Annotated in this window: 25 protein-coding genes; 15 read left to right on the forward strand and 10 right to left on the reverse strand. The window is 63.7% G+C overall.

Annotated features, from left to right (window positions below; all coding sequences use genetic code 11):
• Positions 1-17 precede the first annotated feature (17 nt).
• Entirely contained in the window at positions 18-641 is a 624-nt protein-coding gene (locus LXM55_RS08570) for a TetR/AcrR family transcriptional regulator (protein ID WP_233320004.1), read from the reverse strand.
• A gap of 185 nt (positions 642-826) precedes the next feature.
• On the opposite strand from LXM55_RS08570, the gene LXM55_RS08575 reads away from it, so the two are divergent.
• The 8 genes from LXM55_RS08575 (at position 827) to ppnP (ending at position 10,162) form a co-directional block, all read left to right on the forward strand.
• Positions 827-2,617, forward strand: coding sequence for an acyclic terpene utilization AtuA family protein (locus LXM55_RS08575; protein ID WP_233320005.1), 1,791 nt, complete (start codon positions 827-829; stop codon positions 2,615-2,617).
• 10 nt (positions 2,618-2,627) lie between these two features.
• On the forward strand, positions 2,628-3,497 hold the full coding sequence (locus LXM55_RS08580) for an SDR family oxidoreductase (RefSeq protein WP_233320006.1): 870 nt from the start codon (positions 2,628-2,630) through the stop codon (positions 3,495-3,497).
• Positions 3,498-3,500: 3 nt separating this feature from the next.
• Positions 3,501-5,117, forward strand: a complete 1,617-nt coding sequence (gene atuC / locus LXM55_RS08585) for an acyl-CoA carboxylase subunit beta (protein WP_233320007.1) — start codon at positions 3,501-3,503, stop codon at positions 5,115-5,117.
• Positions 5,118-5,158: 41 nt separating this feature from the next.
• Entirely contained in the window at positions 5,159-6,316 is a 1,158-nt protein-coding gene (gene atuD, locus LXM55_RS08590; RefSeq protein WP_233320008.1) for a citronellyl-CoA dehydrogenase, read from the forward strand.
• Positions 6,313-7,110: an enoyl-CoA hydratase/isomerase family protein gene (locus LXM55_RS08595; RefSeq protein WP_233320009.1), complete on the forward strand. Its 798-nt coding sequence runs from the start codon at positions 6,313-6,315 to the stop codon at positions 7,108-7,110. The genes atuD and LXM55_RS08595 overlap by 4 nt, the downstream gene beginning before the upstream one ends.
• A 57-nt stretch (positions 7,111-7,167) precedes the next feature.
• Complete coding sequence (locus tag LXM55_RS08600; protein ID WP_233320010.1) at positions 7,168-9,123, forward strand: acetyl/propionyl/methylcrotonyl-CoA carboxylase subunit alpha; 1,956 nt, start codon at positions 7,168-7,170, stop codon at positions 9,121-9,123.
• Positions 9,124-9,263: 140 nt separating this feature from the next.
• Positions 9,264-9,803 (forward strand): exonuclease domain-containing protein, encoded by a 540-nt coding sequence (locus tag LXM55_RS08605; RefSeq protein WP_233320011.1) that lies wholly within the window; start codon positions 9,264-9,266, stop codon positions 9,801-9,803.
• Between the two features lie 74 nt (positions 9,804-9,877).
• The gene (gene ppnP / locus LXM55_RS08610; protein ID WP_011062476.1) at positions 9,878-10,162 is read left to right on the forward strand and encodes a pyrimidine/purine nucleoside phosphorylase; all 285 of its coding nucleotides are present in this window, start codon (positions 9,878-9,880) and stop codon (positions 10,160-10,162) included.
• A gap of 76 nt (positions 10,163-10,238) precedes the next feature.
• Here the strand turns inward: ppnP and LXM55_RS08615 are convergent, their stop codons facing one another.
• Together LXM55_RS08615 and LXM55_RS08620 are read right to left on the reverse strand one after the other, a co-directional pair.
• Positions 10,239-11,042, reverse strand: coding sequence for an MOSC domain-containing protein (locus LXM55_RS08615; RefSeq protein WP_233320012.1), 804 nt, complete (start codon positions 11,040-11,042; stop codon positions 10,239-10,241).
• An 89-nt stretch (positions 11,043-11,131) separates the two neighbouring features.
• The gene (locus LXM55_RS08620) at positions 11,132-12,067 is read right to left on the reverse strand and encodes a chemotaxis protein CheV (RefSeq protein ID WP_233320013.1); all 936 of its coding nucleotides are present in this window, start codon (positions 12,065-12,067) and stop codon (positions 11,132-11,134) included.
• 562 nt (positions 12,068-12,629) lie between these two features.
• Here LXM55_RS08620 and LXM55_RS08625 point away from each other — a divergent pair.
• From LXM55_RS08625 to LXM55_RS08635, 3 genes are all read left to right on the forward strand, one after another.
• Complete coding sequence (locus LXM55_RS08625) at positions 12,630-13,067, forward strand: hypothetical protein (protein WP_233320014.1); 438 nt, start codon at positions 12,630-12,632, stop codon at positions 13,065-13,067.
• A gap of 540 nt (positions 13,068-13,607) precedes the next feature.
• On the forward strand, positions 13,608-14,501 hold the full coding sequence (locus tag LXM55_RS08630; RefSeq protein ID WP_233320501.1) for a sensor histidine kinase: 894 nt from the start codon (positions 13,608-13,610) through the stop codon (positions 14,499-14,501).
• On the forward strand, positions 14,498-15,157 hold the full coding sequence (locus tag LXM55_RS08635; protein ID WP_233320015.1) for a response regulator: 660 nt from the start codon (positions 14,498-14,500) through the stop codon (positions 15,155-15,157). The genes LXM55_RS08630 and LXM55_RS08635 overlap by 4 nt, the downstream gene beginning before the upstream one ends.
• Position 15,158: 1 nt before the next feature.
• Here the strand turns inward: LXM55_RS08635 and yegS are convergent, their stop codons facing one another.
• Positions 15,159-16,058 carry a lipid kinase YegS gene (yegS, locus tag LXM55_RS08640; protein WP_233320016.1) on the reverse strand — a complete coding sequence of 300 codons (900 nt, stop codon included), beginning with the start codon at positions 16,056-16,058 and terminating at the stop codon, positions 15,159-15,161.
• A 36-nt stretch (positions 16,059-16,094) separates the two neighbouring features.
• On the opposite strand from yegS, the gene LXM55_RS08645 reads away from it, so the two are divergent.
• The 3 genes from LXM55_RS08645 (at position 16,095) to LXM55_RS08655 (ending at position 18,310) form a co-directional block, all read left to right on the forward strand.
• Positions 16,095-16,427, forward strand: a complete 333-nt coding sequence (locus LXM55_RS08645) for a sugar transferase (RefSeq protein WP_233320017.1) — start codon at positions 16,095-16,097, stop codon at positions 16,425-16,427.
• The gene (locus LXM55_RS08650; RefSeq protein ID WP_233320018.1) at positions 16,424-17,881 is read left to right on the forward strand and encodes a mannose-1-phosphate guanylyltransferase/mannose-6-phosphate isomerase; all 1,458 of its coding nucleotides are present in this window, start codon (positions 16,424-16,426) and stop codon (positions 17,879-17,881) included. Before LXM55_RS08645 ends, LXM55_RS08650 begins: the two co-directional genes overlap by 4 nt.
• A gap of 174 nt (positions 17,882-18,055) precedes the next feature.
• Positions 18,056-18,310: a hypothetical protein gene (locus tag LXM55_RS08655; protein WP_233320019.1), complete on the forward strand. Its 255-nt coding sequence runs from the start codon at positions 18,056-18,058 to the stop codon at positions 18,308-18,310.
• 43 nt (positions 18,311-18,353) lie between these two features.
• On the opposite strand, the gene LXM55_RS08660 is transcribed toward LXM55_RS08655, so the two are convergent.
• On the reverse strand, positions 18,354-19,580 hold the full coding sequence (locus LXM55_RS08660; protein WP_233320020.1) for a molybdopterin molybdotransferase MoeA: 1,227 nt from the start codon (positions 19,578-19,580) through the stop codon (positions 18,354-18,356).
• The gene (gene moaB / locus LXM55_RS08665; RefSeq protein ID WP_015636514.1) at positions 19,564-20,103 is read right to left on the reverse strand and encodes a molybdenum cofactor biosynthesis protein B; all 540 of its coding nucleotides are present in this window, start codon (positions 20,101-20,103) and stop codon (positions 19,564-19,566) included. The genes LXM55_RS08660 and moaB overlap by 17 nt, the downstream gene beginning before the upstream one ends.
• Positions 20,104-20,353: 250 nt before the next feature.
• On the opposite strand from moaB, the gene LXM55_RS08670 reads away from it, so the two are divergent.
• On the forward strand, positions 20,354-20,575 hold the full coding sequence (locus tag LXM55_RS08670; protein ID WP_233320021.1) for a YgdI/YgdR family lipoprotein: 222 nt from the start codon (positions 20,354-20,356) through the stop codon (positions 20,573-20,575).
• A 72-nt stretch (positions 20,576-20,647) separates the two neighbouring features.
• On the opposite strand, the gene LXM55_RS08675 is transcribed toward LXM55_RS08670, so the two are convergent.
• From LXM55_RS08675 to LXM55_RS08690, 4 genes are all read right to left on the reverse strand, one after another.
• Positions 20,648-21,538, reverse strand: a complete 891-nt coding sequence (locus tag LXM55_RS08675) for a pseudouridine synthase (RefSeq protein ID WP_233320022.1) — start codon at positions 21,536-21,538, stop codon at positions 20,648-20,650.
• 80 nt (positions 21,539-21,618) lie between these two features.
• A complete protein-coding gene (locus LXM55_RS08680) occupies positions 21,619-21,939 on the reverse strand; it encodes a transcriptional regulator (RefSeq protein ID WP_233320023.1) in 321 nt (106 codons plus the stop codon).
• A gap of 40 nt (positions 21,940-21,979) precedes the next feature.
• Positions 21,980-22,426 carry a S24 family peptidase gene (locus tag LXM55_RS08685; protein ID WP_233320024.1) on the reverse strand — a complete coding sequence of 149 codons (447 nt, stop codon included), beginning with the start codon at positions 22,424-22,426 and terminating at the stop codon, positions 21,980-21,982.
• A gap of 111 nt (positions 22,427-22,537) precedes the next feature.
• Entirely contained in the window at positions 22,538-22,774 is a 237-nt protein-coding gene (locus tag LXM55_RS08690; protein ID WP_233320025.1) for a glutaredoxin family protein, read from the reverse strand.
• Between the last annotated feature and the right edge of the window lie 132 nt (positions 22,775-22,906).

Genomic DNA, 22,906 nt, shown 5'->3' on the forward strand with positions numbered 1-22,906 from the left:
CACAATTAGTGCGCCGCTCAATGATCCTTGAGCACCAGCAGCAGAGCCTCCTGGGCCAACTGTTCGAGGGTCATGCTGCCTTCGGCCCGGAACCAGGTGGTGGTCCAGGACAGCGCGCCGGTCAGAAAGCGCCGGGTGATGAACACATCACCCTTGATGAACCCGGCGTCCTTGGCCTCGCCCAGCACCTGCAACCAGATCTGTTCGTAGATGTCGCGCAGCGCCAGCACGGCCGCCTGGCCTTCCGCGGACAGCGAACGCCACTCGTAGACCAACACCGCCATCGCTTCGCCACTGCCGCCCATGATCGATTGCAGTTCGCAGCGGATCAGCGCCAGGACCCGCTCGCGCACGCTGCCGGCTTCGGCCAGCTCGGCGCGCATCAAGGCGGTGTTGTAGTGGATGGTTTCCTGCATCACCGCGCGCAGGATGTCGTCCTTGCTCTTGAAGTGATGAAAGATGCTGCCCGACTGAATGCCCACGGCGCTGGCCAGGTCACGCACGGTGGTGCGCTCGTAGCCCTTGTTGCGAAACAGGTGCGCAGCGGTCTGCAGCAGCTTGCCCCGGGCGCTCTCGGGATCGGTCACTTGTCCGCTGGCGATCAGCTCGCGTACGACCTGCAGGGCTTTTTGCTCGTCCACCGGTGTTCTCCTACCTTCACGTCATCAATAACTCAGCGTAACCCGGCAAAACCGGCCGTGGCGCGCGCAATTTAAGCCTCTGCCCGCTACCAAGCAAGCGCTTGGCCGAAGAATGGATCAACGTATTTACAAACCAAGCGCTTGCTTGGTAGCCTCCCTGCAGTTCTTAATTCGAGAGCCCTGTCATGACCAAGACCGTAAGAATCGGCTGCGCCAGCGCCTTCTGGGGCGACACCAGCAGCGCCGCGGCGCAACTGGTGCAAGGTGGGCGCCTGGACTACCTGGTGTTCGACTACCTGGCGGAGATCACCCTGTCGATCATGGCCGGGGCGCGCATGAAGGACCCGAGCGCGGGCTATGCCACGGATTTCGTCGAGGTGCTCAAGCCCTTGCTGGGCTCGATCCGCGAACAGCGCATCCGGGTCATCAGCAACGCCGGTGGGGTCAACCCGCACGCCTGTGCCAGCGCCTTGCAGGCGGCTTGCGAACAGGCCGGGGTGGCCTTGAAGATCGCCGTGCTGCTGGGGGACGACCTGCAACCGCAGTTCAAGCAACTGAGCACGGCGGGGATCGTCGAGATGTTCAGCGGCGCCCCCCTGCCGCCCCTGTGCGTGTCCACCAACGCCTACCTCGGCGCTCCTGGCATTGTCGAGGCGCTGCGCCTGGGAGCGGACATCGTGATCACCGGCCGCGGGGTCGACAGCGCGGTGGTCAGCGCCGCCCTGGTGCATGAATTCAACTGGTCCTGGCAGGACTACGACCACCTGGCCCAGGCCGCCCTGGCCGGGCACATCATCGAATGCGGCGCCCAATGCACCGGCGGCAACTTCACCGATTGGCGCGATGTACCCGACTACGAACACATCGGCTTCCCCATCGTGGAAGTCGGCGCCGACGGCCAGTTCGTGGTCAGCAAGGCGCCGGGCAGCGGTGGGCTGATCAGTCCGCTGACGGTCGGTGAACAGCTGCTGTACGAAATTGGCAATCCACGGGCTTACCTGCTTCCGGATGTTGTGTGCGATTTCTCCCAGGTGCAGTTGCAGCAGCAGGCCGCGAACGAAGTCCGGGTGCAGGGGGCCAAGGGCTTGCCCCCCAGCCATCAGTACAAGGTCAGCGCCACCTACCCGGACGGTTTTCGCTGCACCGCCAGTTGCCTGATGGCCGGGATCGACGCAGTGGCCAAGGCACGCCGGGTCAGCCAGGCGATCATCGACAAGACCCGCGAAATGTTCAGCCAGCGCGGCTGGGCCGACTACAGCGAAGTGAACATCGAACTGCTGGGCAGCGAGGCCACCTACGGCCCCCACGGCCGCCGCCAGGACAGCCGCGAGGTGGTGATCAAACTGGCGGTGCGCCACCCGAACAAGGCGGCGCTGGTGCTGTTTTCCCGGGAGATCGCCCAGGCCGCCACCGGCATGGCCCCGGGGCTGACCGGAATCGTCGGCGGACGACCGACGGTGTACCCGGTCATCCGTTTGTTCTCCTTCCTGCTGGACAAGGATGCCTGCCAGCTGGAGGTCGACGTTGCCGGCCAGCGCCATCCCTGCGCCCTGCCGCACACCGACCGCCTGGACCCAACGGCCCTGCCCGCGCCACACCCGCTGCCCGCGCCCCGGGGGCGCGCCGACGCCAGCGTGCCACTGGTGAAACTGGCGGTGGCGCGCTCCGGCGACAAGGGCAACCACAGCAACATCGGGGTCCTGGCGCGCCACCCCGACTACCTGCCCTGGATCGCCGAAGCCCTGACCCCGGAGGTGCTGGTGGACTGGATGGGGCATGTACTGGACCCGGTCCATGGCCGGGTCCAGCGCTGGTACTTGCCTGGCACCCATAGCCTCAACTTCCTGCTGGAAAACGCCCTCGGCGGCGGCGGTGTCGCCAGCCTGCGCATCGACCCGCAAGGCAAGGCCTTCGCCCAGCAGTTGCTGGAAATCCAGATCCCGGTGCCGCAGAGCATTGCCGACGCCGTCAATTAAAGGAGTGGCCGTGGTGTACGACTCGATTTTCAAAGCCCGACTGTTTGCCGGCCAGACCATCATCGTCACCGGCGGCGGCAGCGGTATCGGCCGCTGCACCGCCCATGAGCTGGCAGCCCTGGGAGCCCGGGTGCTGCTGGTGGGGCGCAAGGCGGAAAAACTGCAGCAGGTTGCCGGGGAAATTGCCGAGGACGGCGGCCTGGCCGACTGGCGCGCCTGCGACATTCGCGACGAAGACGCGGTCAAGGCCCTGGTGGCGCAGCTGATCGAACGCTTTGGCCCGATCCACGGCCTGGTGAACAATGCCGGCGGCCAGTACCCGGCGCCGCTGGCCTCGATCAACCAGAAAGGCTTCGAGACCGTGTTGCGCACCAACCTGGTGGGCGGTTTCCTCATGGCCCGGGAAGTGTTCAACCAGTCCATGAGCCAGCACGGCGGGAGCATCGTCAACATGCTCGCCGACATGTGGGGCGGCATGCCCGGCATGGGCCACTCCGGCGCGGCACGCTCGGGGATGGACAACTTCACCAAGACCGCCGCCTACGAATGGGGCCATGCCGGGGTTCGGGTCAACGCCGTGGCGCCGGGATGGATCGCCTCCAGCGGCATGGACACCTACGAAGGCGCGTTCAAGGCGGTGATCCCCACCCTGCGCGAGCACGTACCGCTCAAGCGCATTGGCACGGAATCGGAAGTCAGCGCTGCCATCGTCTTTCTGCTCAGCCCCGGCGCGGCCTTTATCAGCGGCAGCACCCTGCGCATCGACGGCGCCGCCAGCCTCGGCAGCCGCGCCTGGCCGTTGAGCAAGGCACGCAACAGCGCGTCGTACAACGGTTTCCACCGCGCCTACCTGCCCGATGTGCTCAAGGGCGAGGAGTAAGCCATGCCAGTGATTCAATCCCAACTCGACCCTCATGCCCCGTCGTTCGCGCAGAACCGCGAGGCCATGCTCGCGGGCCTGCAACAGCTGCAGGAACTGCAGCAGAACCTGCTGGCCAAGGCGGCCGAAGCCAAGGCCAAGTTCGACCAGCGCGGCCAGTTGCTGCCCCGCGAACGCCTCAACCTGCTGCTGGACCCGGGCGCGCCGTTTCTCGAACTGGCCAGCCTGGCGGGCTACAAGCTGCACGACGACAAGGACGGCAGCCAGGCCGGCGGGGGCTTGATCGCCGGCATCGGCTATGTGTGCGGGGTGCGCATGCTGGTGGTGGCCAACAACAGTGCGATCAGGGGCGGCACCATTTCCCCCAGCGGCCTGAAAAAGTCCCTGCGCCTGCAACAGATCGCCATGGAGAACAAGCTGCCGGTGGTGACCCTGGCGGAAAGCGGTGGCGCCAACCTCAACTACGCCGCGGAAATCTTCGTCGAGGGCGCGCGCAGCTTCGCCAATCAGGCGCGGATGTCGGCCATGGGCCTGCCGCAGATCACCGTGGTCCACGGCTCGGCCACCGCCGGCGGCGCCTACCAGCCCGGGCTCTCGGATTACGTGGTGGTGGTGCGCGGCAAGGCCAAGCTGTTTCTCGCCGGGCCACCGCTGCTCAAGGCCGCCACCGGTGAAGTGGCCACCGATGAAGAACTGGGGGGCGCCGAGATGCACGCCCAGGTCGCCGGCACCGCCGAGTACCTGGCGCAGAACGATGCCGATGGCATCCGCATCGTCCGCGAGATCGTCAGCCTGCTGCCGTGGAATGCCCAATTGCCGGTGCAGCCGGCGCGGACCTGGAGCGAGCCGCTTTACCCCATCGACGAATTGCTGGGGCTGATTCCCTCTGACCCGAAAAAGCCCTACGACGCCCGGGAAATAGTCGCTCGCCTGGCCGACGGCTCGCAGTTCCTGGAGTTCAAGGGCGAGTTCGACTCACAGACCCTCTGCGGCCATTTGCAGATCCAGGGCCGGGCCTGCGGCTTTATCGGCAACAACGGCCCGATCACGCCCCAGGGCGCGAGCAAGGCCGCGCAGTTCATCCAACTGTGCGACCAGAGCCGCACGCCGCTGCTGTTCTTCCACAACACCACCGGGTTCATGGTGGGCACCGAGTCCGAGCAGCAAGGGGTGATCAAGCACGGGGCGAAGATGATCCAGGCGGTGGCCAATGCCCGGGTGCCGAAGCTGACCATCGTCGTCGGCGGTTCCTACGGCGCCGGCAACTACGCCATGTGCGGCCGCGGCCTGGACCCGCGCTTCATCTTCGCCTGGCCCAACAGCCGCACCGCGGTGATGGGCGGCGCCCAGGCCGGCAAGGTGCTGCGCATCGTCACCGAGGCCAAGCAGGCGAAGAACGGCCAGGAAGCCGACCCGAAGATGCTCGACATGCTGGAACAGGTCACCGCGCAGAAGCTCGACAGCCAATCCACGGCCTTGTACGGCAGCGCCAACCTGTGGGACGACGGGCTGATCGACCCGCGGGACACCCGTACCCTGCTGGGCTACCTGCTGGATATCTGCCATGAGGCACAGGTGCGCGAGCTGGCGCCCAACAGCTTTGGCGTGGCACGGTTTTGATAGGACATTTCGCGGTCTGACCCCACTTGAGGAGAACAACAATGATCTTCACCCAGGAACACGAAGAACTGCGGCGCACGGTGCGCCACTTTGTCGACCGCGAGATCAACCCCCATGTCGAGGAATGGGAGAAGGCCGGGCGCTTTCCCATCCACGAGATTTTCCGCAAGGCTGGCGAACTGGGGCTGCTGGGCATCTCCAAGCCTGAAAAATTCGGCGGCATGGGCCTGGACTACAGCTACTCGATCGTGGCCGCCGAGGAATTCGGCACCATCCATTGCGGCGGCATTCCCATGTCCATCGGCGTGCAGACCGACATGTGCACCCCGGCCCTGGCGCGCTTCGGCTCCGACGAACTGCGCGATGAATTCCTGCGCCCGGCCATCAGCGGCGAACAGGTGGGCTGCATCGGCGTCTCCGAAGTCGGCGCCGGCTCGGACGTGGCCGGGCTCAAGACCCACGCGCGCAAGGACGGCGACGACTATGTGATCAACGGCAGCAAGATGTGGATCACCAACTCCCCCAGCGCCGACTTCATCTGCCTGCTGGCCAACACCTCGGACGACAAGCCCCACATCAACAAGTCGCTGATCATGGTGCCGATGAACACCCCGGGCATCAGCCTCAGTTCGCACCTGGACAAGCTCGGCATGCGCAGCTCGGAAACCGCCCAGGTGTTCTTCGACAATGTGCGAGTGCCCCAGCGCAACCGCATTGGCCATGAAGGCGCCGGGTTCATGATGCAGATGCTGCAGTTCCAGGAGGAACGGCTGTTCGGCGCGGCGAACATGATCAAGGGCCTGGAGTACTGCGTCGACAGCACCATCGAGTACTGCAAGGAGCGCAAGACCTTCGGCAGCCCGCTGATCGACAATCAGGTGATCCACTTCCGCCTGGCCGAGCTGTCCACCGAGATCGAGTGCCTGCGGGCCCTGGTCTACCAGGCCACCGAGCAGTACGTGCGCGGCCAGGACGTGACCCGCCTGGCGTCCATGGCCAAGCTCAAGGCCGGGCGCCTGGGCCGCGAGGTCAGCGACAGCTGCCTGCAGTACTGGGGCGGCATGGGCTTCATGTGGGACAACCCGGTGGCCCGGGCCTATCGCGACGTGCGCCTGGTGTCCATCGGCGGCGGTGCCGACGAGATCATGCTGGGGATCATCTGCAAGCTCATGGGCATCCTGCCGGGGAAAAAGAAATGAGCCCGCTTCCTGCCTGCCAGACCCTGCTGCTGGAATCGCGCAACGGCGTGCTGTTCATCCGCCTCAACCGCCCCGAAAGCCGCAACGCCATGAGCCTGCAAATGGTCGCCGAACTGCGCACGGTGATGGCCGCGGTCCGTGACCGGCGGAGCATCCGCGCCCTGGTCCTGCGGGGTAGCGGCGAGCACTTCTGCGCCGGTGGCGACCTCAAGGACATGGCTGGTGCCCGAGCCCATGGCAGCAGCGCCTACCGCGAATTGAACCGGGCCTTCGGCGCCCTGCTGGAAGAAGCCCAGAACCTGCCGCAGGTTCTGCTCTGCGTGCTGCAAGGCGCGGTGCTCGGCGGTGGCTTCGGCCTGGCCTGTGTCAGCGACATCGCCATTGCCGAGCAATCGGCGCAGTTCGGCATGCCGGAAACCAGCCTGGGCCTGCTGCCGGCACAGATTGCTCCGTTCGTGGTGCAGCGCATCGGCCTGACCCAGGCCCGGCGCCTGACCCTGACCGCCGCCCGCTTCGACGGCACCGAGGCCCAGCGCCTGGGCCTGGTGCACTTTGTCGAGAGCGGAGCGCAGGCGCTGGAGGAGCGCCTTGAACAGCAGCTGGCACAGGTCCTGCGCTGCGCCCCGGGCGCCAACGCGGCAACCAAGGCCTTGCTCCTGGCGAGTGTCGAGCACCCCCTGGGGCCGTTGCTGGATCAGGCCGCCAGCGACTTCGCCAACGCGGTCCTGGGCGAGGAAGGTGTCGAGGGCACCCTGGCCTTCGTGCAGAAACGCAAACCGGCCTGGGCCAGCTGACCGATTCTAGGAGCCGGCTCGCCGGCCAACGCCCCCCACCGATTCCCGGGAGCCTGTATGCCCAATTTCAGCAAGATCCTGATCGCCAATCGCGGCGAAATCGCCTGCCGCATCCAGCGCACCGCCCAGGCTCTGGGCTATCGCACCGTGGCCGTGTTCAGCGATGCCGACGCCGAGGCCCTGCACGTGCAAATGGCCGACGAAGCCGTGCACATCGGCCCGTCCGCGGTGCAGCAGTCCTACCTCGACGGCGCCGCGCTGCTGGAGGCCGCCCGGCGTACCGGCGCCGATGCCATCCACCCCGGCTATGGCTTTCTTTCGGAAAATGCCGAGTTCGCCGCCGCCTGTGAAAGCGCCGGGCTGGTGTTTATCGGGCCCAGCGCCGCGGCCATCGAGCTGATGGGCAGCAAGCGTCGCTCAAAGCTCGCCATGCTCGAAGCCGGCGTACCCTGCATCCAGGGTTATCAGGGAGCGGAACAGGACGACGCCACCTTACAGCGCGAAGCCCAGCGCATCGGCTACCCGCTGATGATCAAGGCCAGCGCCGGCGGTGGCGGGCGCGGCATGCGCCTGGTGCAACAAGCCGAGCAGTTGCTGGAGCAGATCCGCACTGCGCGCTCCGAAGCCCTGCATGCCTTTGGCAGCGACGAGCTGATTCTCGAACAGGCGCTGCTCGAACCACGGCACGTCGAGGTGCAGGTGTTCGGCGACCAGCATGGCCAGCTGATCCATTTGGGTGAGCGTGATTGCTCGATTCAGCGCCGTCATCAGAAGGTTATCGAAGAGGCGCCCTGCCCGGTCATGACCGCCGAGCTGCGCCAGGCCATGGGCGAGGCCGCGCTCAAGGCCGGGCGGGCGGTGAACTATGTCGGCGCTGGCACCGTGGAATTCCTGCTGGATGCCAGCGGGCAGTTCTATTTCCTGGAAATGAATACCCGCCTGCAGGTGGAGCACCCGGTGACCGAGCTGGTGACCGGCCTCGACCTGGTGGCCCTGCAACTGCACGTGGCGGCCGGCGAGCCGCTGCCCCTGAGCCAGGAGCAGGTGCGACTCGACGGCCACGCCATCGAAGTGCGGCTGTATGCCGAGGACCCCGCGCAAGACTTCCTGCCGCAGACCGGCCAGATCCTGGGCTGGGAGCCGGCGCCTGGGGTCCGCACCGACCATGGCTTGCAGGAAGGCCAATGGGTCAGCCCGTTCTACGACCCGATGCTGGGCAAGCTGATCGCCCACGGCGCGACCCGCGAAGAGGCGCGGCGCAAGCTGCTGCGCGGGGTCGAGGATTGCGTGCTGCTGGGGCTGGAAAGCAACCGCCGGTTGCTGGCCAACCTGCTACGCCACCCGGTGTTCGCCAGCGGCCACTTCAGCACCGCGTTCATTGCCGAGCATTTTGCCCAGGACCCGAGCCTGCAACCCCAGGAGCCCACTGCCGAGGAACTGGCCATCGCCGCCGCGCTGTTCCATCACCACAGCGCCAGCGCCCATGGCCCGGCCCTGAACGCCTGGAGCAACAATGCCGGGGGGCCCCTGGATTACCGTCTCGGCGTGCAGGAGCGCCAATGGTCGCTGCAACTGAGCGCGGGCCCCTCGGGAGCGCTGCAAATACGCCAGGACACTGGGCCGTTGCAACTCAAGGTGCGCAGTGCCGATGGCCGGCGGGCCAGCCTGGAGATCGACGGCATTCGCCGGCAGTGCGCCTATCGGCTGCGGGGCGGGGAGCTGTGGCTGAGCAACGCCCACGGCAGCCTGCACTTGCAGGACCGCACCCATGCCCCGGCGCAGGGCCCGCTCGGCGCCCACAGCGGCACCCTCAAGGCCCCCATGGATGGGGCAATCGTCGATGTGCTGGTCAGTGAGGGCATGAGCGTCAGCAAGGGCCAACTGCTGCTGGTGCTGGAAGCGATGAAGATGGAGCACCCGCTCAAGGCCGGGATCGACGGCGTGATCACCCGGGTCCAGGTGAGCCTGGGGGACCAGGTGAAAAACCGCCAGGTGCTGGTGGAGGTGGAATAACCCGGCCAACCGGCGCCAGACCCCGGCATCGAGCGCGCGCGACGCCGCTCGATGCACTGGCGCAGCACTGCCCCTAGGCGGATGCCTCGGCTTTGGCTACGCTCAAGCCTCTTCAGGATGTTTCAAGGCTGGAATTTGTGATGCCCCACTGGCTGGTAATAGATCTGGAAGCCACGACGGATGAAGGGGGCTGGCCGGTGAGCGAGATGGAAATCATTGAGATCGGCGCCACCCTCGTCAACCGCCAGGGCCGGGAACAGGACCACTTCCAGCGTTTCGTCCGCCCGCTCCGGCGCCCGAGGCTGACGCCGTTCTGCCGCGAACTGACCCACATCACCCAGGCCAATATCGACAGCGCCGCGCCCCTGAGTGAAGTCTGGGGGCTGTTCGAACGCTGGCTTGGCCAGCATCAACCGCGCCTGGAGGGCTGGGCCAGCTGGGGCGACTACGACCGCAAGCAATTGCAGCTGGAGTGGCACAACCAACAGTTGCACAGCCTGCTCAATGATGTGCCGCACATGAACCTCAAGCAGCGCTTCGCCAAGGCTCGGCGCCTGGAGCGGCCCCTGGGCCTGAACGCGGCCCTGCAACTGGCCGGCATGCAGTTCAGTGGCCAGCAGCATCGAGCCCTGGAAGATGCCCGCAATACAGCGCGCTTATTGCCACTGATTCTTCCTTGATGGCGGCAGGTGACGGCCTTTGAGGCCTTGTGCATACTGGCCGACCTTTTTGACCCTTTCTTGAGGAATCGCCCATGTTTAAAGTCAACGAGTACTTCGACGGCACCGTCAAGTCGATTGCCTTCGGCACGGCCGAAGGCCCAGCCACCATTGGCGTCATGGCCCCGGGCGAATACGAGTTCGGCACCGCACAACGGGAAATCATGCACGTGGTCTCCGGCGCCCTGACCGTGCGCCTGCCGGACAGCGCCGACTGGGAAACCTTCCCTGCCGGCAGCCAGTTCAACGTCCCGGCCAACAGCAAGTTCCAGCTGAAAGTCGCGGTGGACACGGCTTATCTGTGCGAATACCGCGGCTGATCGACCCCGCCGCGTTATCGCAGGAATAAAAAATGCCCGTCTCCCAGGAGACGGGCATTTTTCATGGTGGCTGCGGTTATTCGAGAACCGTCACCGGCATCCCTACCTGCAAGCGGCCGTTGCCATCGTTGACCAGGTTCTGCCCGAACATCGCCCCGTCGGCCTGGGCACGGTACTGCTGCAAGGTGGCCAGGGGTTCGCGGTCGGCGCTGCGCTCGCCGGTCTGTGGATCGATGGTGGTGAGGATGCAACGCGAGCACGGCTTGACCACACGAAACTCGACATCGCCAATCCGTATGCGTCGCCACTGGTCCTCGGCAAAGGCCGCGCTGCCCTCGATCACCAGATTGGGGCGAAAACGCAGCATCTCCAGAGGCCGTCCGACCCGAGCGGACAAGTCCTCAAGCGACGCCTGGCCAATCAGCAGCAGCGGAAAGCCATCGGCAAACGCCACTTGGTCATCGTCCCTGCCGTAACCGGCGGCGGTGGTTCGCGCCCGCTCCGCGGGCACCTGCACCAGGCGGGTAGGCTTGCCGATGAATTGGCTGACCCAGTCAGCGGCTTCGTCCCCGGCATCGGGAACCCGCAGGCTGTCCTGCCAAATAGTCACGCCACGCAAAGGCGCATCGGCGGCCGGCAGCGGCACTTGCAGGGTGGCGTAGCCGGGGGCGCTCAAGGTCAGGCCGCCCTGGTCATTGCACAATGCCGACAGTTGGCTCATCCGCGCCACGGCGCGCTGAGTGAGGAAACGCCCGCTGGCCTCATCCACCAGCATCCAGCGGCGATCCCCTTGCAGCCCGAGCTTGTCCAGGCCGATCTGTTGCAGGGTTTCGCCCCTGGCGGATTTCAACGGGTATCGATAAAGCGCGCTAAGACGCATGTCCAGCTCCCAGCAGGGGAAAAACGCTCACCCTATACCAGCGCCCCGGCGAAGCAAAGGCACTGGCATCGAGTCAGCGGGGCAGGCTATCAGGCGTTGACTTCATCGAGCATCAGCCGCTGACGAACCACGTCCACCAGTTTGTCCGGCTGGAACTTGGAGAGGAAGTTGTCGCAACCGACCTTCTTCACCATGGATTCGTTGAAGCTGCCGGACAGGGAGGTATGCAGCACCACATAAAGCCCACGCAGGCGCGGATCGTTGCGGATCTCGGTGGTCAGGCGGTAACCGTCCATTTCCGGCATTTCCGCGTCGGTGAACACCATCAGCAGCTTGTCGGTCATCACCGCGCCGGTATCGGCCCAGGCCTTGAGCATGTTCAGGGCCTTGAGGCCGTCGCTGGCGATATGCATCTTCACCCCCAGCTGGCCCAGGGTGTCGCGCAACTGCGAGAGCGCCACGTTGGAGTCGTCCACCAGCAGCACTTCGCGGCCACGAGCACGCTCCAGCACCGGATCTTCCAGCTTGTCCCGGGAAACCTTGGCGTTGTAAGGCACGATTTCCGCCAGGACCTTCTCCACGTCGATGATTTCCACCAGCTGGTCATCCACCTTGCTGATGGCGGTCAGGTAATGCTGGCGGCCGGCGCTGGTGGGCGGCGGCATGATGGCTTCCCAGTTCATGTTGACGATGCGGTCCACGCCACCGACCAGGAACGCCTGCACCGAGCGGTTGTACTCGGTGACGATGATGGTGCTGTTGGGGCCCGGAACCAGGGGACGCATGCCGATGGCTTGGGACAGGTCGATGACCGGAAGGGTCTGGCCGCGCAGGTTGACCACGCCGCAGACGAATGGATGGCGCTGGGGCATCAGGGTCAGCTTCGGCAGCTGCAGCACTTCCTGGACCTTGAATACGTTGATCGCGAACAGCTGTCGACCGGCCAGGCGGAACATGAGGATTTCCAGGCGATTCTCACCCACCAGTTGCGTGCGTTGATCTACCGTGTCGAGAATGCCGGCCATTAATGACTCCTGGGCTTGTTCTGATGAATTCACTAAAGACAGATATCGGCCAGATTCGCCGTATCTTGACCCGTATGCAAATTGCCACACAAAGCCGTTGATGTCACATTAACATCATGCTTTACTGGCACGGTCAATTCAGTACTACCCCTCTGCGCCGGCGAGACCTCTATTTCGGCGCAAGGTTCCTGCGCCTAGGGGATTCCCCTATCAACAATCAGGACCAGCCTGATATTCGCAATATCCAATAGCCATTAATGTGACGCCATTCTCATTGCATGAACGGAGTCAGGCTTTTGTTTTTGATCGCAGAAAGGTGGTTTGCCCTCCTTTCAAGCCCCACGCCCCTCGCCCACCCAGCCCCAGCACGCTTGCGCCGCCTTGCTGAGACAGGCACACGGGCACGGACCGGGATCGATGCCACTCGACTCGCTCAGAGGGCTGCGACCGCAAAAAAGTCTTTCGTTGCAACGTCTATGCAGTTGCAACTATCGCGTCCTGCTTTTAAACCGTTCAGCCAACGCCCTTTCAAGCCATCAGACAAGCAGTCATGGAGATAAGCATGCTAAAGGACGGCCATGAATGCGCTACACCGCTGCCCGAGTTTCTGCTTGAAGCCCATGCTCTGCTGGCCAAATCGGAAGACTGCCTGAGCCACCTGCTGCTGATCAGAAACGATGAAGAGGCGATCAATTGCCTCCTCGCCAGCCTGCAGAACCTGGCCAGCGCCGCGGCTCGCCATGCTGTCAGCCCGCTGGCCGAATTCTCCCGGCATATTCATGGTGTACTCCAGCAGACACCCCGTCCGCTGGACCTCAACGACCCGATCCTCAATGCGTTGAAGAGCTGCCTGACGCTGATGGCCTGGCAACTGGAACTGATCGACCCAAACAATGGCCAGCTCAATCTGGACGACAGCGAACAGCTCATGCTGATCGAAGAGCTGACAGACCAAGTGGGACAGAACTGTAGCTGCGCCCATCCATCTTGCAGCCGTTGAAGTTGTATTTATCCGGCGCAATAGCCGATAAGAATCCCGCCAACCAGCGCCTGTACTACGCGATATCGATAAAATATCGGGCCAACTGTCAAGCGCACGGTCGTTATTGATTAACTCATACCTAAAAGCGACATCAAGCACTCAACAGTTCCAACTAGCAGCATGAACGTCATGGGCTGTTCCAATAGCGGTGCAAAAGGCTAACACCCGCCTCCAAGCGCATTTCCTGCCCTGTTCGGAAATACCTGCCGCTAATGGCACTGACGTGCCTGAGCGCCCCCATTTGTTGCCCCTGAACCGCTATATAGCCGAACGTATAAACGCGACCAGCGGTATCTTCGGTGGTATTATGCGGCGCATAAATCAACACAGTTAATGGCACATTGATTCCAATGTCGGCAATTACGACTCGGCCTGAACAACACGAACAGACAGCGTTGATTGAAACCGGGTATTCAAATAGCACCGTTTCTCAAACAAGCCCTGTCATGTCCACTTGACCGGTCTCTTAGCAGCGAACATCCATTGGCTCCATCCGCTATGTACGCCAGCCTCAAGTCACTCTTCTCTTGGCCCCCCTCCCGTGATCATCTGCGCTGGCTCAGCCTGTTGCTGTGCTCGTGCTCGACCCTGGGCAGCGTGCTGGTCTATTGGCTGGGCTGGCCCCTGCCCATGGCACTGATGATGCTCAACATCGCGGCACTGGCGTGCATCTGGGTGCAATACGGTTATTCACGACATTCCATCCGTTTCCAGCCTCAGGAGCTCGCCGAGCGCCTGCTGGAGGTCAAGGAAAACGAACGCCACCGCCTCAGCCGTGAACTGCACGATGACATCGGCCAACTGCTGACCGCGGCCAAGCTGCAGACCGACTGGCTCAAGCGCCGCCTGCCACAAGAGCTGCAAGAACACTGCGCAGTCCTTGGCACGACCCTGGAAGAGACCTTGGCCAAGGTCCGCGACGTCTCTGCCATTCTCAACCCTCGGCAGTTGAACAGCCTCGGGCTGGAGGCCAGCCTGCGCGCCCACCTGCTCAAGACCCTGGAAAACACCTCGGTGCACTGGAGCCTGGAATGCCACCAGCGCCTGGCGGGAATTCCCGAGGAAATGGCCGTCGCGGCTTTTCGCATCACCCAGGAAGCGGTGACCAACATCCTGCGCCACGCCCAAGCGAACAACCTCCTGGTGCGCCTGCAACGCTTGCCCGAAGGCCTTTCGCTGTTCATCAGCGACGATGGCCTGGGCTTTTCGCCGGCGACCGACCCAGGCGCCCTGGGCCAACGTGGCATGGCCGGGATGCAGGAGCGGATCAGCCAGTTGGGCGGCCTGTTGAAGGTCACCAGCGAAGCCGGCCAGGGCACCCAGATCGAAGCACTCTTTCCCTGGGCCCCTCGCACTCTGGAGCGGGCCAGCACGAATAAGGTTTTACATTGACCTGTAATTTACTCTTGGTGGATGACCACTCGCTCATCAGGGCTGGCGTGCGTGCCCTGGTCATGGACATTCCCGGATACGCCGTGATCGGTGAGGCCGATGACGGTTCCTTGCTGCTGGAAATGGTCGAGAAGCTGCGTCCGGATATCGTCCTGCTGGACCTGTCGATGAAACACACCGGCGGCCTCGACGCCCTGCGCCGGCTCAAGGCGATTCACCCGCAGAGCAAGGTGCTGATCCTGTCGATGCACACCGACCCGAGCCTGATCATGCAGGCCCTGGAAGGCGGCGCCCATGGTTACTTGCTCAAGGACACCACCGCCACCGAGCTCGAACATGCCCTGGAAGCCCTGCGCAACAACGAACGCTACCTGAGCCCGGCCATTGCCCATACGGTGATCAACCAGGCCTTGACCCGGGTGCAAAAGCAGCCGCCTCCGCCGTCCCAGAACCACAACCTGACGGCCCGCCAGCTGGAAATCCTGCGGCTGATCGTGCGTGGCAAATCCACCCGCGAAATTGCCCTGGGCCTGGGGCTGAGCATCAAGACCGTGGAAACCCACCGTTCGCAGATCATGAAACGCCTGCAGATCTTCGACGTCGCCGGGCTGGTGCTGTTCGCCGTGCGTGAACGCATCATCAGCCTCGACGACTGACTCAGCGAGCGCCACCGAGCAGCGGCGAATCCACGGGCAAATGCACCCGCAGCGCAGCGGGACGGGCGGTGAAACGCAAGGTATCGCCCTGCAACGGCTCACCGTCGAGATTGATGTCCAGACCCCGGGACGCCTTGATCTCGACCCAGGGCAAGCGCGCCCGAACAAACAGATTGTCGATCCCCAGCCCGCCCGCCAGCAGACTCTTCAGAGTGCCCACCAATTCCTGCGGGGCCGGCAGGATACTGATATCCAGCAAGCCATCATCGGCCAGGGCCTGCGGGCACAGTTCATGCCCGCCGCCGGCCTGGCGGCCGTTGCCGATCCCCAGGGCCAGGAGTTCGCCCTGCCAATGGAAACCCGGCCCCTGCAGCTCCCCATAAGCGGCGCTCAATTCGGCAAAGCGTGACAGGCCGGTGAACAGATAAGCAGCGCCGCCGAGGACCTTCTTCAACTCCTCCGAGGTGTTGGCAGTGACCTGGCTGCCAAAGCCGCCAGTGGCCATGTTGAGGAACATTTGCCCATCCACCTCCCCCAGGTCGATCGCCCGGGCCGGCACCTCCAGCAGGTCCAGGGCCGCCGCCGGCTCCAGCGGCACACCGGCGGCCCGGGCAAAATCGTTGGCCGTCCCCAGTGGCAGCAGCACCAGGCTGGCCGACGTCCGCGCCTGGGCCAGTGCCTCGGCAATGTCACGCAGGGTGCCATCGCCGCCGCCGGCAATCAGCCGGGTATGTCCGGCTGCCAGCGCTTCCTGCACCAGGCGCTGGGCATCCCCCGCTTCCCAGGTCAGGCGCACCTGCAAGTCCCAGCCGGCGGCGCGCCGGGCCTCGACGGCCGCACGCACCTCGTCGTTGAGAGCCTGCTTGCCGTGCAGTATCAACATTGCCTTGCGCTCACTCATCAGCCCTGACTCCCTTGATCAACTCCATGAAGGATGTTGACCCTGCAGCCTGCAAAAAAAGTCTGTCGTCAGGTTTTATTTTTTCCAGCGCCCGCCCGCTGCCTGAAGTGGCAGAACATCTTGCGGCGCGCCGGTATTCCCTTCGACGACGCGGTCCAGGAGTACACTTCGCGCCACCGGGCCCAGCCGGGAATCAGCGGGCCGGCACAGAATCAACGGTTACCGGGGCGGAACCGATACCCTGGAAAAACCGAAAAAAGTGTCGAATTGCACCTGGAATGCATCGAAAACGGGCCGGCCTGGTTCGATCTGTACATTCTTTTACGCACCGGCCCGTCCTTGATCATGACTCGCGAGGCTTCTGAATGAGCATCCTCATTCCCTGCATCATTGCTGGCGGCGCCGGCACCCGCCTGTGGCCGATATCCCGCGAGGCGATGCCCAAGCCCTTCATGCGCCTGCCAGACGGCGAAAGCCTGCTGCAGAAAACCTTCGTGCGCGCCACCGGGCTCAAGGACGTCGCACGCCTGCTGACGGTGACCAACCGGGAGGTGTTCTTTCGTACCCTCGACGACTATCGCCCGCTGAACCAGGCCCGGGTCGAGCTGGACTTCATCCTCGAACCCTGCGGCCGCAACACCGCCCCGGCAATCGCCGCGGCCGCCCTGCACGTCAGCCGCCTGTATGGCGCCGATGCACAACTGCTGGTACTGCCAGCCGACCACCTGATCAACGACATACAAGCCTTCGCCAGCGCCGTGGACAGCGCCCGACAACTGGCCGCGCAAGGCTGGCTGGTGACCTTCGGCCTGGTCCCGACCCACGCCGAGAGCGGTTTTGGCTATATCGAAAAAGGCCAGCCCCTGGACCCGCACAGCTTCCAGGTCAGCCGCTTTGTCGAAAAACCCGACGCCGCCACGGCGCAGCGTTATGTCGATGGCGGCCTGCACCTGTGGAACGGCGGAATGTTCTGCCTGCGTGCCGACGTGATTCTCAAGGAGCTGCGCGAGTTCGTGCCCGACGTGGTCAGCGCCGTGGAACACTGCCTGGAGCTGAGCCACCGCAAGGACGGCCAGCATGAACTGCAAGTGGAGCTGGACAGTGACAGCTTCGCCCTGGCCCCGGACATCTCCATCGACTACGCGGTGATGGAGCGCTCGCAGAAAGTCGCCGTGGTGCCCTGCCAGCTGGGCTGGAGCGACATCGGCTCCTGGCAGGCCGTCCGCGAACTGACGCCGGCAGACGAACAGGGCAACCAGTGCAGCGGCGAGACCGTGCTGCATGACGTCAACAACTGCTATATCGACTCGCGCACACGCCTGGTGGGCGGGGTCGGCCTGAACAACCTGATCATCATCGACACCCCGGACGCCCTCCTGGTGGCCAACGGCGACCGCAGCCAGGACGTCAGGCTGATCGCCCAGGAACTCAAGCGCCTGGGCCACGACGCCTACAAGCTGCACCGCACGGTGACCCGGCCCTGGGGCACCTACACCGTGCTGGAGGAAGGGCCGTGCTTCAAGATCAAGCGCATCGTGGTCAAGCCCAACGCCTCGCTATCGCTGCAGATGCACCACCATCGCAGCGAACACTGGATCGTGGTCAGCGGCATGGCCCGAGTGACCAACGGAGAAGACGAACTCCTGCTCGACACCAATGAATCGACCTTTATCAAACCCGGGCGCCCCCATCGATTGAGCAATCCCGGGGTCATCGACCTGGTCATGATTGAAGTGCAGAGCGGCGAATACCTGGGTGAAGACGACATCGTGCGCTTCAACGACCTGTATGGCCGGGCTCCGATCGCCCCCGGCATTCGCTGAAACAGCGTCGAGCCCATGAGCCTGACGCGACAGCCCTGAGGACCTGAAAAAAGGTGCAGGACTTAAAGTAAATTTTCTGACTGCAGAATGAGAATTGCCTGAATTGACCCTGTCGGGCCAATAAGTGACTGTGCATGGCAGGCGCTGACGCCTCATACAGGGAAGTGAATTGTCATGAACGACAAGGGGTTTTATCCACGAGGGCATTCACCCCTCACCCGCATCAAGGACAGCTCCTGGCTGACGGGGCACCCGTCACCGGAGTTCGATCTGCCGCTCTCCTGCGAGGCACAAGCGCCTCACTCCAGGCTACTGTCGATACTCAAGCGCGTGGGCTGGCTGACGCTGGCGGCCTCGATACTGGCGGGGCTGGTGACCTGGGGTTTCCACAGCCGTTTCGGCTTGTTGCTGTTGCTCCTGTTGCGCTGAACCGCGAGGTGCGGGCCCGACACCGAACCGGGCCCGCGCTCGATCAATCCAGCACTTCGCTCAAAGGAATGAAGTTGACCTCATCGCCTTGCGCAAGGGTCCGCCCTTCCAGTACCTCCACCAGGCCTTCGGCCCAGGCGGCACTGCGCAGGACGCCTGAACTCTGGTTGCGGTAGATGATTGCCCGCCCATTCTCCAGGCGACCGCGCAGGTATTCACGACGATTGCCAGGATGAGGCCAGTCAAACCCCGCCGGCACCGGGAAACTCAACGGCTGCACCTGTTGCACGCCCTGGCGGCGCAACAGGTAAGGACGCGCCAGCAGGGCGAAGGTCACCAGCGTCGACGCCGGATTGCCAGGCAAGCCGATCACCGGCACACCACGAAAGTGGCCGCAGGTCAGGGGTTTGCCGGGCTTGATCGCCAATTTCCACAGGGCCAGTTCACCCTCTTCGCGCAGGGCGATGCCGAGGAAGTCCGCCTCGCCCACCGAGACACCGCCAGTGGACAGGATCAGGTCGACGGTCCCCAGTTCCGCAAGGCGCTGACGGGTCGCGGGCAGGTCGTCAGGCAGGATTCCGGCATCCAGCACTTCGCAACCCAGGCGCTGCAACCAACTGCACAGTACTACCCGGTTGCTGTTGTAGATCTGTCCCGGCCCCAGCGGCTGGCCGGGTTCCACCAGTTCGTCACCGGTGGACAGCACCGCCACCCGCACGCGGCGCAGCACTTCAAGCTCGGCGCAGCCCAGTGAGGCGGCCAGGCCCTGTTCGATCGGCCCCAGGCGAGTACCGGCCGCCAGTACCTGTTCGCCCACAGTGGTTTCCTGCCCCTGAGGGCGGATGTTCTGGCCGATTTTCAGAGGTTCGCCAAACCGCACCCGCTGATCGTCCTCGACCTGGGCGTTTTCCTGCATTTCGACGCAATTCGCGCCTGCCGGCACCGGCGCACCAGTGAAAATCCGCGCGCAGGTTCCAGGCTGCAATGGCTCAGGGGCCTGGCCGGCAAAGATCCGCTGGCTGACTGGCAAGGGCTCCCCCTGCCAGTCCTCCAGACGCAAGGCGTAGCCGTCCATCGCGCTGTTGGGCCAGGGCGGCAGGTCCAGGCTGGAGATCAGCTCCTCGGCCAGCACCCGGCCCTGAGTGTCGGCCAATGGCAAGCGTTCACGCTCGACTATCGGGGCCGCCTCGGCCATCGCCAACAGGCGCTGCAATGCCTCCTCCACCGGCATCAGGGCGCCGAGCTTGCCCGGCTTACCCACGGGATTCACAGGGCGCCGCCTGTTTCAGGTGCGGAACAAAATTGCAGGGGCGATGCCGCGAATCCAGCTGTTCGGCAAGAATCCCGTCCCAGCCAGTACGCACCGCATTGGTGGAGCCCGGCAGGCAGCACACCAGGGTGCCATTGGCCAGCCCGGCCAGTGCCCGGGACTGCACGGTGGAAGTGCCGATATCAGCGACCGATATCTGCCGGAACAACTCGCCGAAGCCATCGACCTGCTTGTCCAGCAGGCATGCCACTGCTTCCGGGGTGCTATCGCGCCCGGTAAAGCCGGTGCCGCCGGTAATCAGCACCACCTGGACCACGTCGTCGGCAATCCAGGTCGCGACCTGGGCGCGGATCTTGTACAGATCGTCCTTGAGCAGAACCCGCGCCGCCAGACGATGGCCGGCGGCGCCCAGGCGTTCGACAAAGACCTGCCCGGAGGTATCGGTTTCCAGGGTGCGAGTGTCACTGACGGTCAACACCGCAATGTTCAGCGGAGCAAAAGGTACATCAGCCTTGGCTTTCATAGGCTCGATCCAGAGGTAGGAGAAACAGCCCGGTGTTATATCACAGCGCCCTCCTTTGCCGCCGCTGCGCCACCGGCAATCACCGCGGCCCGGCCAGCCGCTGGACACTGACGCGCGGCACGCTAATCTGCCGTGCCGAACGCCTGCGATCCGCCCGGCAACGTGGCAGAATGTCCCTGGCCAAGGAACTTGCAGGCGTTGTATACGTCTGAAGACCAGCACTCAAAAGTACTCATTTCGGAGACACACAATGACTCAACGGACCCTCGCCACTTTCATGCTCGCACTGGGCCTGGCCACTCTCGCCGGTTGCGCATCGCCGACAGTGATCACCTTGAATGACGGTCGCGAAATCCAGGCCGTCGACACCCCCAAATACGACAAGGATTCCGGTTTCTACGAGTTTGAACAGCTGGACGGCAAGCAGACTCGCATCAACAAGGATCAGGTGCGTACCGTCAAAGAGCTGTAAGCCCGACGGTTGTCGATCTGAAAGCAATAAAACCCGCCGATGCGGGTTTTATTCTTTCTGCGCCATGGTTCTTCACCACGACAGGCTGATGCGGCTTTCGAACTCGCGCTCCTGCCCGGTCAGCGGGTCGATGAAACGCAGTCCCTGGGCCAGCAACTTCAGTGGCTTGGCAAAATCGTCCTCGGCGTCCTTGAGCACCTCGGGGTAGAACGGGTCATTGCAGATCGCCGCCCCCAGGGCACTCATGTGTACCCGCAGCTGATGCTTCTTGCCCGTTACCGGGTACAGGGCGTAGCGCCACAGGTCACCGTGCTTTTCCTTCACGTCGATCGCGGTCTCGGTATTGCTCAGCCCTTCTGCTTCCTGCATGCGGAAGAAGGGTTCACCGTCCACCAGCCGGCTCTTGTGCACCAGCGGAAAGCTCAGGTGCGGCAAGGCACCGGCAATCGCCTCGTAGCGCTTTTCAATCTTGCGGGTAGGAAACAGGGCCTGATAGGCCGAACGGCTGTCAGGATTCGCGGAAAACAGCACCAGCCCCGCCGTATGCCGGTCGATGCGATGCAAAGGCACCAGGTGCGGATTGCCCAGGCGTCGGATCAAGCGCCGCAGCAAGGTCTGTTCAACGTACTCGCCTGCCGGGGTCACCGGCAGAAAGTGCGGCTTGTCCGCCACCACCAGATGCTCATCGGCGTAGAGGATGGTTTCCTCGACGGCAATGACCTTCTCGTCCGGCACCTCGCGAAAATAGTGAATCCGCAAGCCTTCGCGATAGGCCAGCTCCTGGCTGATGGGTTGGCCCTGCCCGTCCAGCACCCGACCACGGGCGATGCGGTCGAGCCACTGCTCGCGGCTGATGGCCTTGAAGTGATCACACAGGCAATCCAGCACCGTCGGCCAGGAGCCTGGGGGCAGGTACAAGGTACTGGCCTGATGCTGTGCAGCGGAAAAACTGGCGGAGGACATACAGAAAAGCTCAAAGGATCAATGCAGGGCGGCATTATCCAACAGCCGCCGCAAGGAACCTAGGAACAGTTTCCAAGGCCTCAGGCGCAGGACTGCTTGGCCAGGGCTGCCGCCTCGGTGAACTCCTTGAGCCAGCGCAGCACATCCACCGCCTCCCAGCGGCCCGGATCGTAGAGTGCGTACAGCAACCCCTGGTAACCCACTACATCCAGTTGCCGGTGATAGCCCGCACGCTGGAACAAGGCTTCGATCTCGGCAAAGCAGGTATTGAAGTGCAGCTTGTTGAAGGGCGTCTTGCCCTCGGTGACCAGCCCGTCCAGGCGCAATTCAAGCACCGCTTCACGCACCACATCGGCAGACATGCTGTTCACGCTGTTTTTCAGTTGTTCGACATTGACCATCATCTGTTCCTTTAACGGTTTGAAGCGTCCACCACACTCATCAGGGTTGCTTGCGCCCCACATAACTGACCACCCACAGCACCACGCCCCAGATCTCGATCGAGCCCAGGTCATCCAGAACGATGGAAGGGATTGAAGGGCGCGCCGCCTTGAGCAGCAAGCCGCCACGAGGATCGGGCGCCAGCAGGCGCAACGAGTATTCGCTGGCGCCCTGGGGCCGTACCACCAGGTACTGGTCGACGACCGGAGTGGCCGAACGATCGACGATCAGCCGGTCACCGGGATAGATACCGAACCCCAGCAGGTTGTCGTCGTCCACCAAGAGGCCGTGGATCTGTGGCGCGCCCAGCCCCAGAGTCCGGTCAAGGGAAAAACCGCTGCCGCTGGGGTCATTGGCCATAGAGGCAGGCTCGCTGTCGCCCAGCTCCAGAAAACGAGCTGGCAACGGCTGCGAGCGTTCGGTACCGGTCAGGAAAGTGAGAGACATGGCGAGACTCCTCGATTGCTGTATATGCATACAGTAAACCAATCGAAGGATCTCGCCAATGAATTCAATCGACAAGCGACGAGCGTAAGCCACGTCGCAGAGGAACGGGACTCAACGCAGGAAAGCCACCACTTGCTCGGCATCGAAGGGCCAGCCCAGCTCGGCGCCGGTGTCCACCCGGCGCAGCACCGGAATGCGCAAGCCGTAGCTTTCGAACAGTGGCTGGCTGTCGGCGATATCCACCAGCTCGACCATCAGGCCGTGTTCCACCAGGGGCATCAGCTCGGCCTCGGCGAGTTCGCACAGATGGCAACCAAGGGTGCCGAACAATTGGCATTCAGGGGGCATGACTGGGCAACCAAAAAGGAACAGGTGCCTATTCTAGGCCCGAGAGAAAAAGCCGTCGACCAACTGCACTCAGAGAATGAAACGAACCCGGCGGCAGGGTCCCGTGGACAACCCCGCCGCCCGGGCACAGGG

The organism is Pseudomonas sp. Au-Pse12, from assembly GCF_021341665.1.
Taxonomy (GTDB): Bacteria; Pseudomonadota; Gammaproteobacteria; order Pseudomonadales; family Pseudomonadaceae; genus Aquipseudomonas.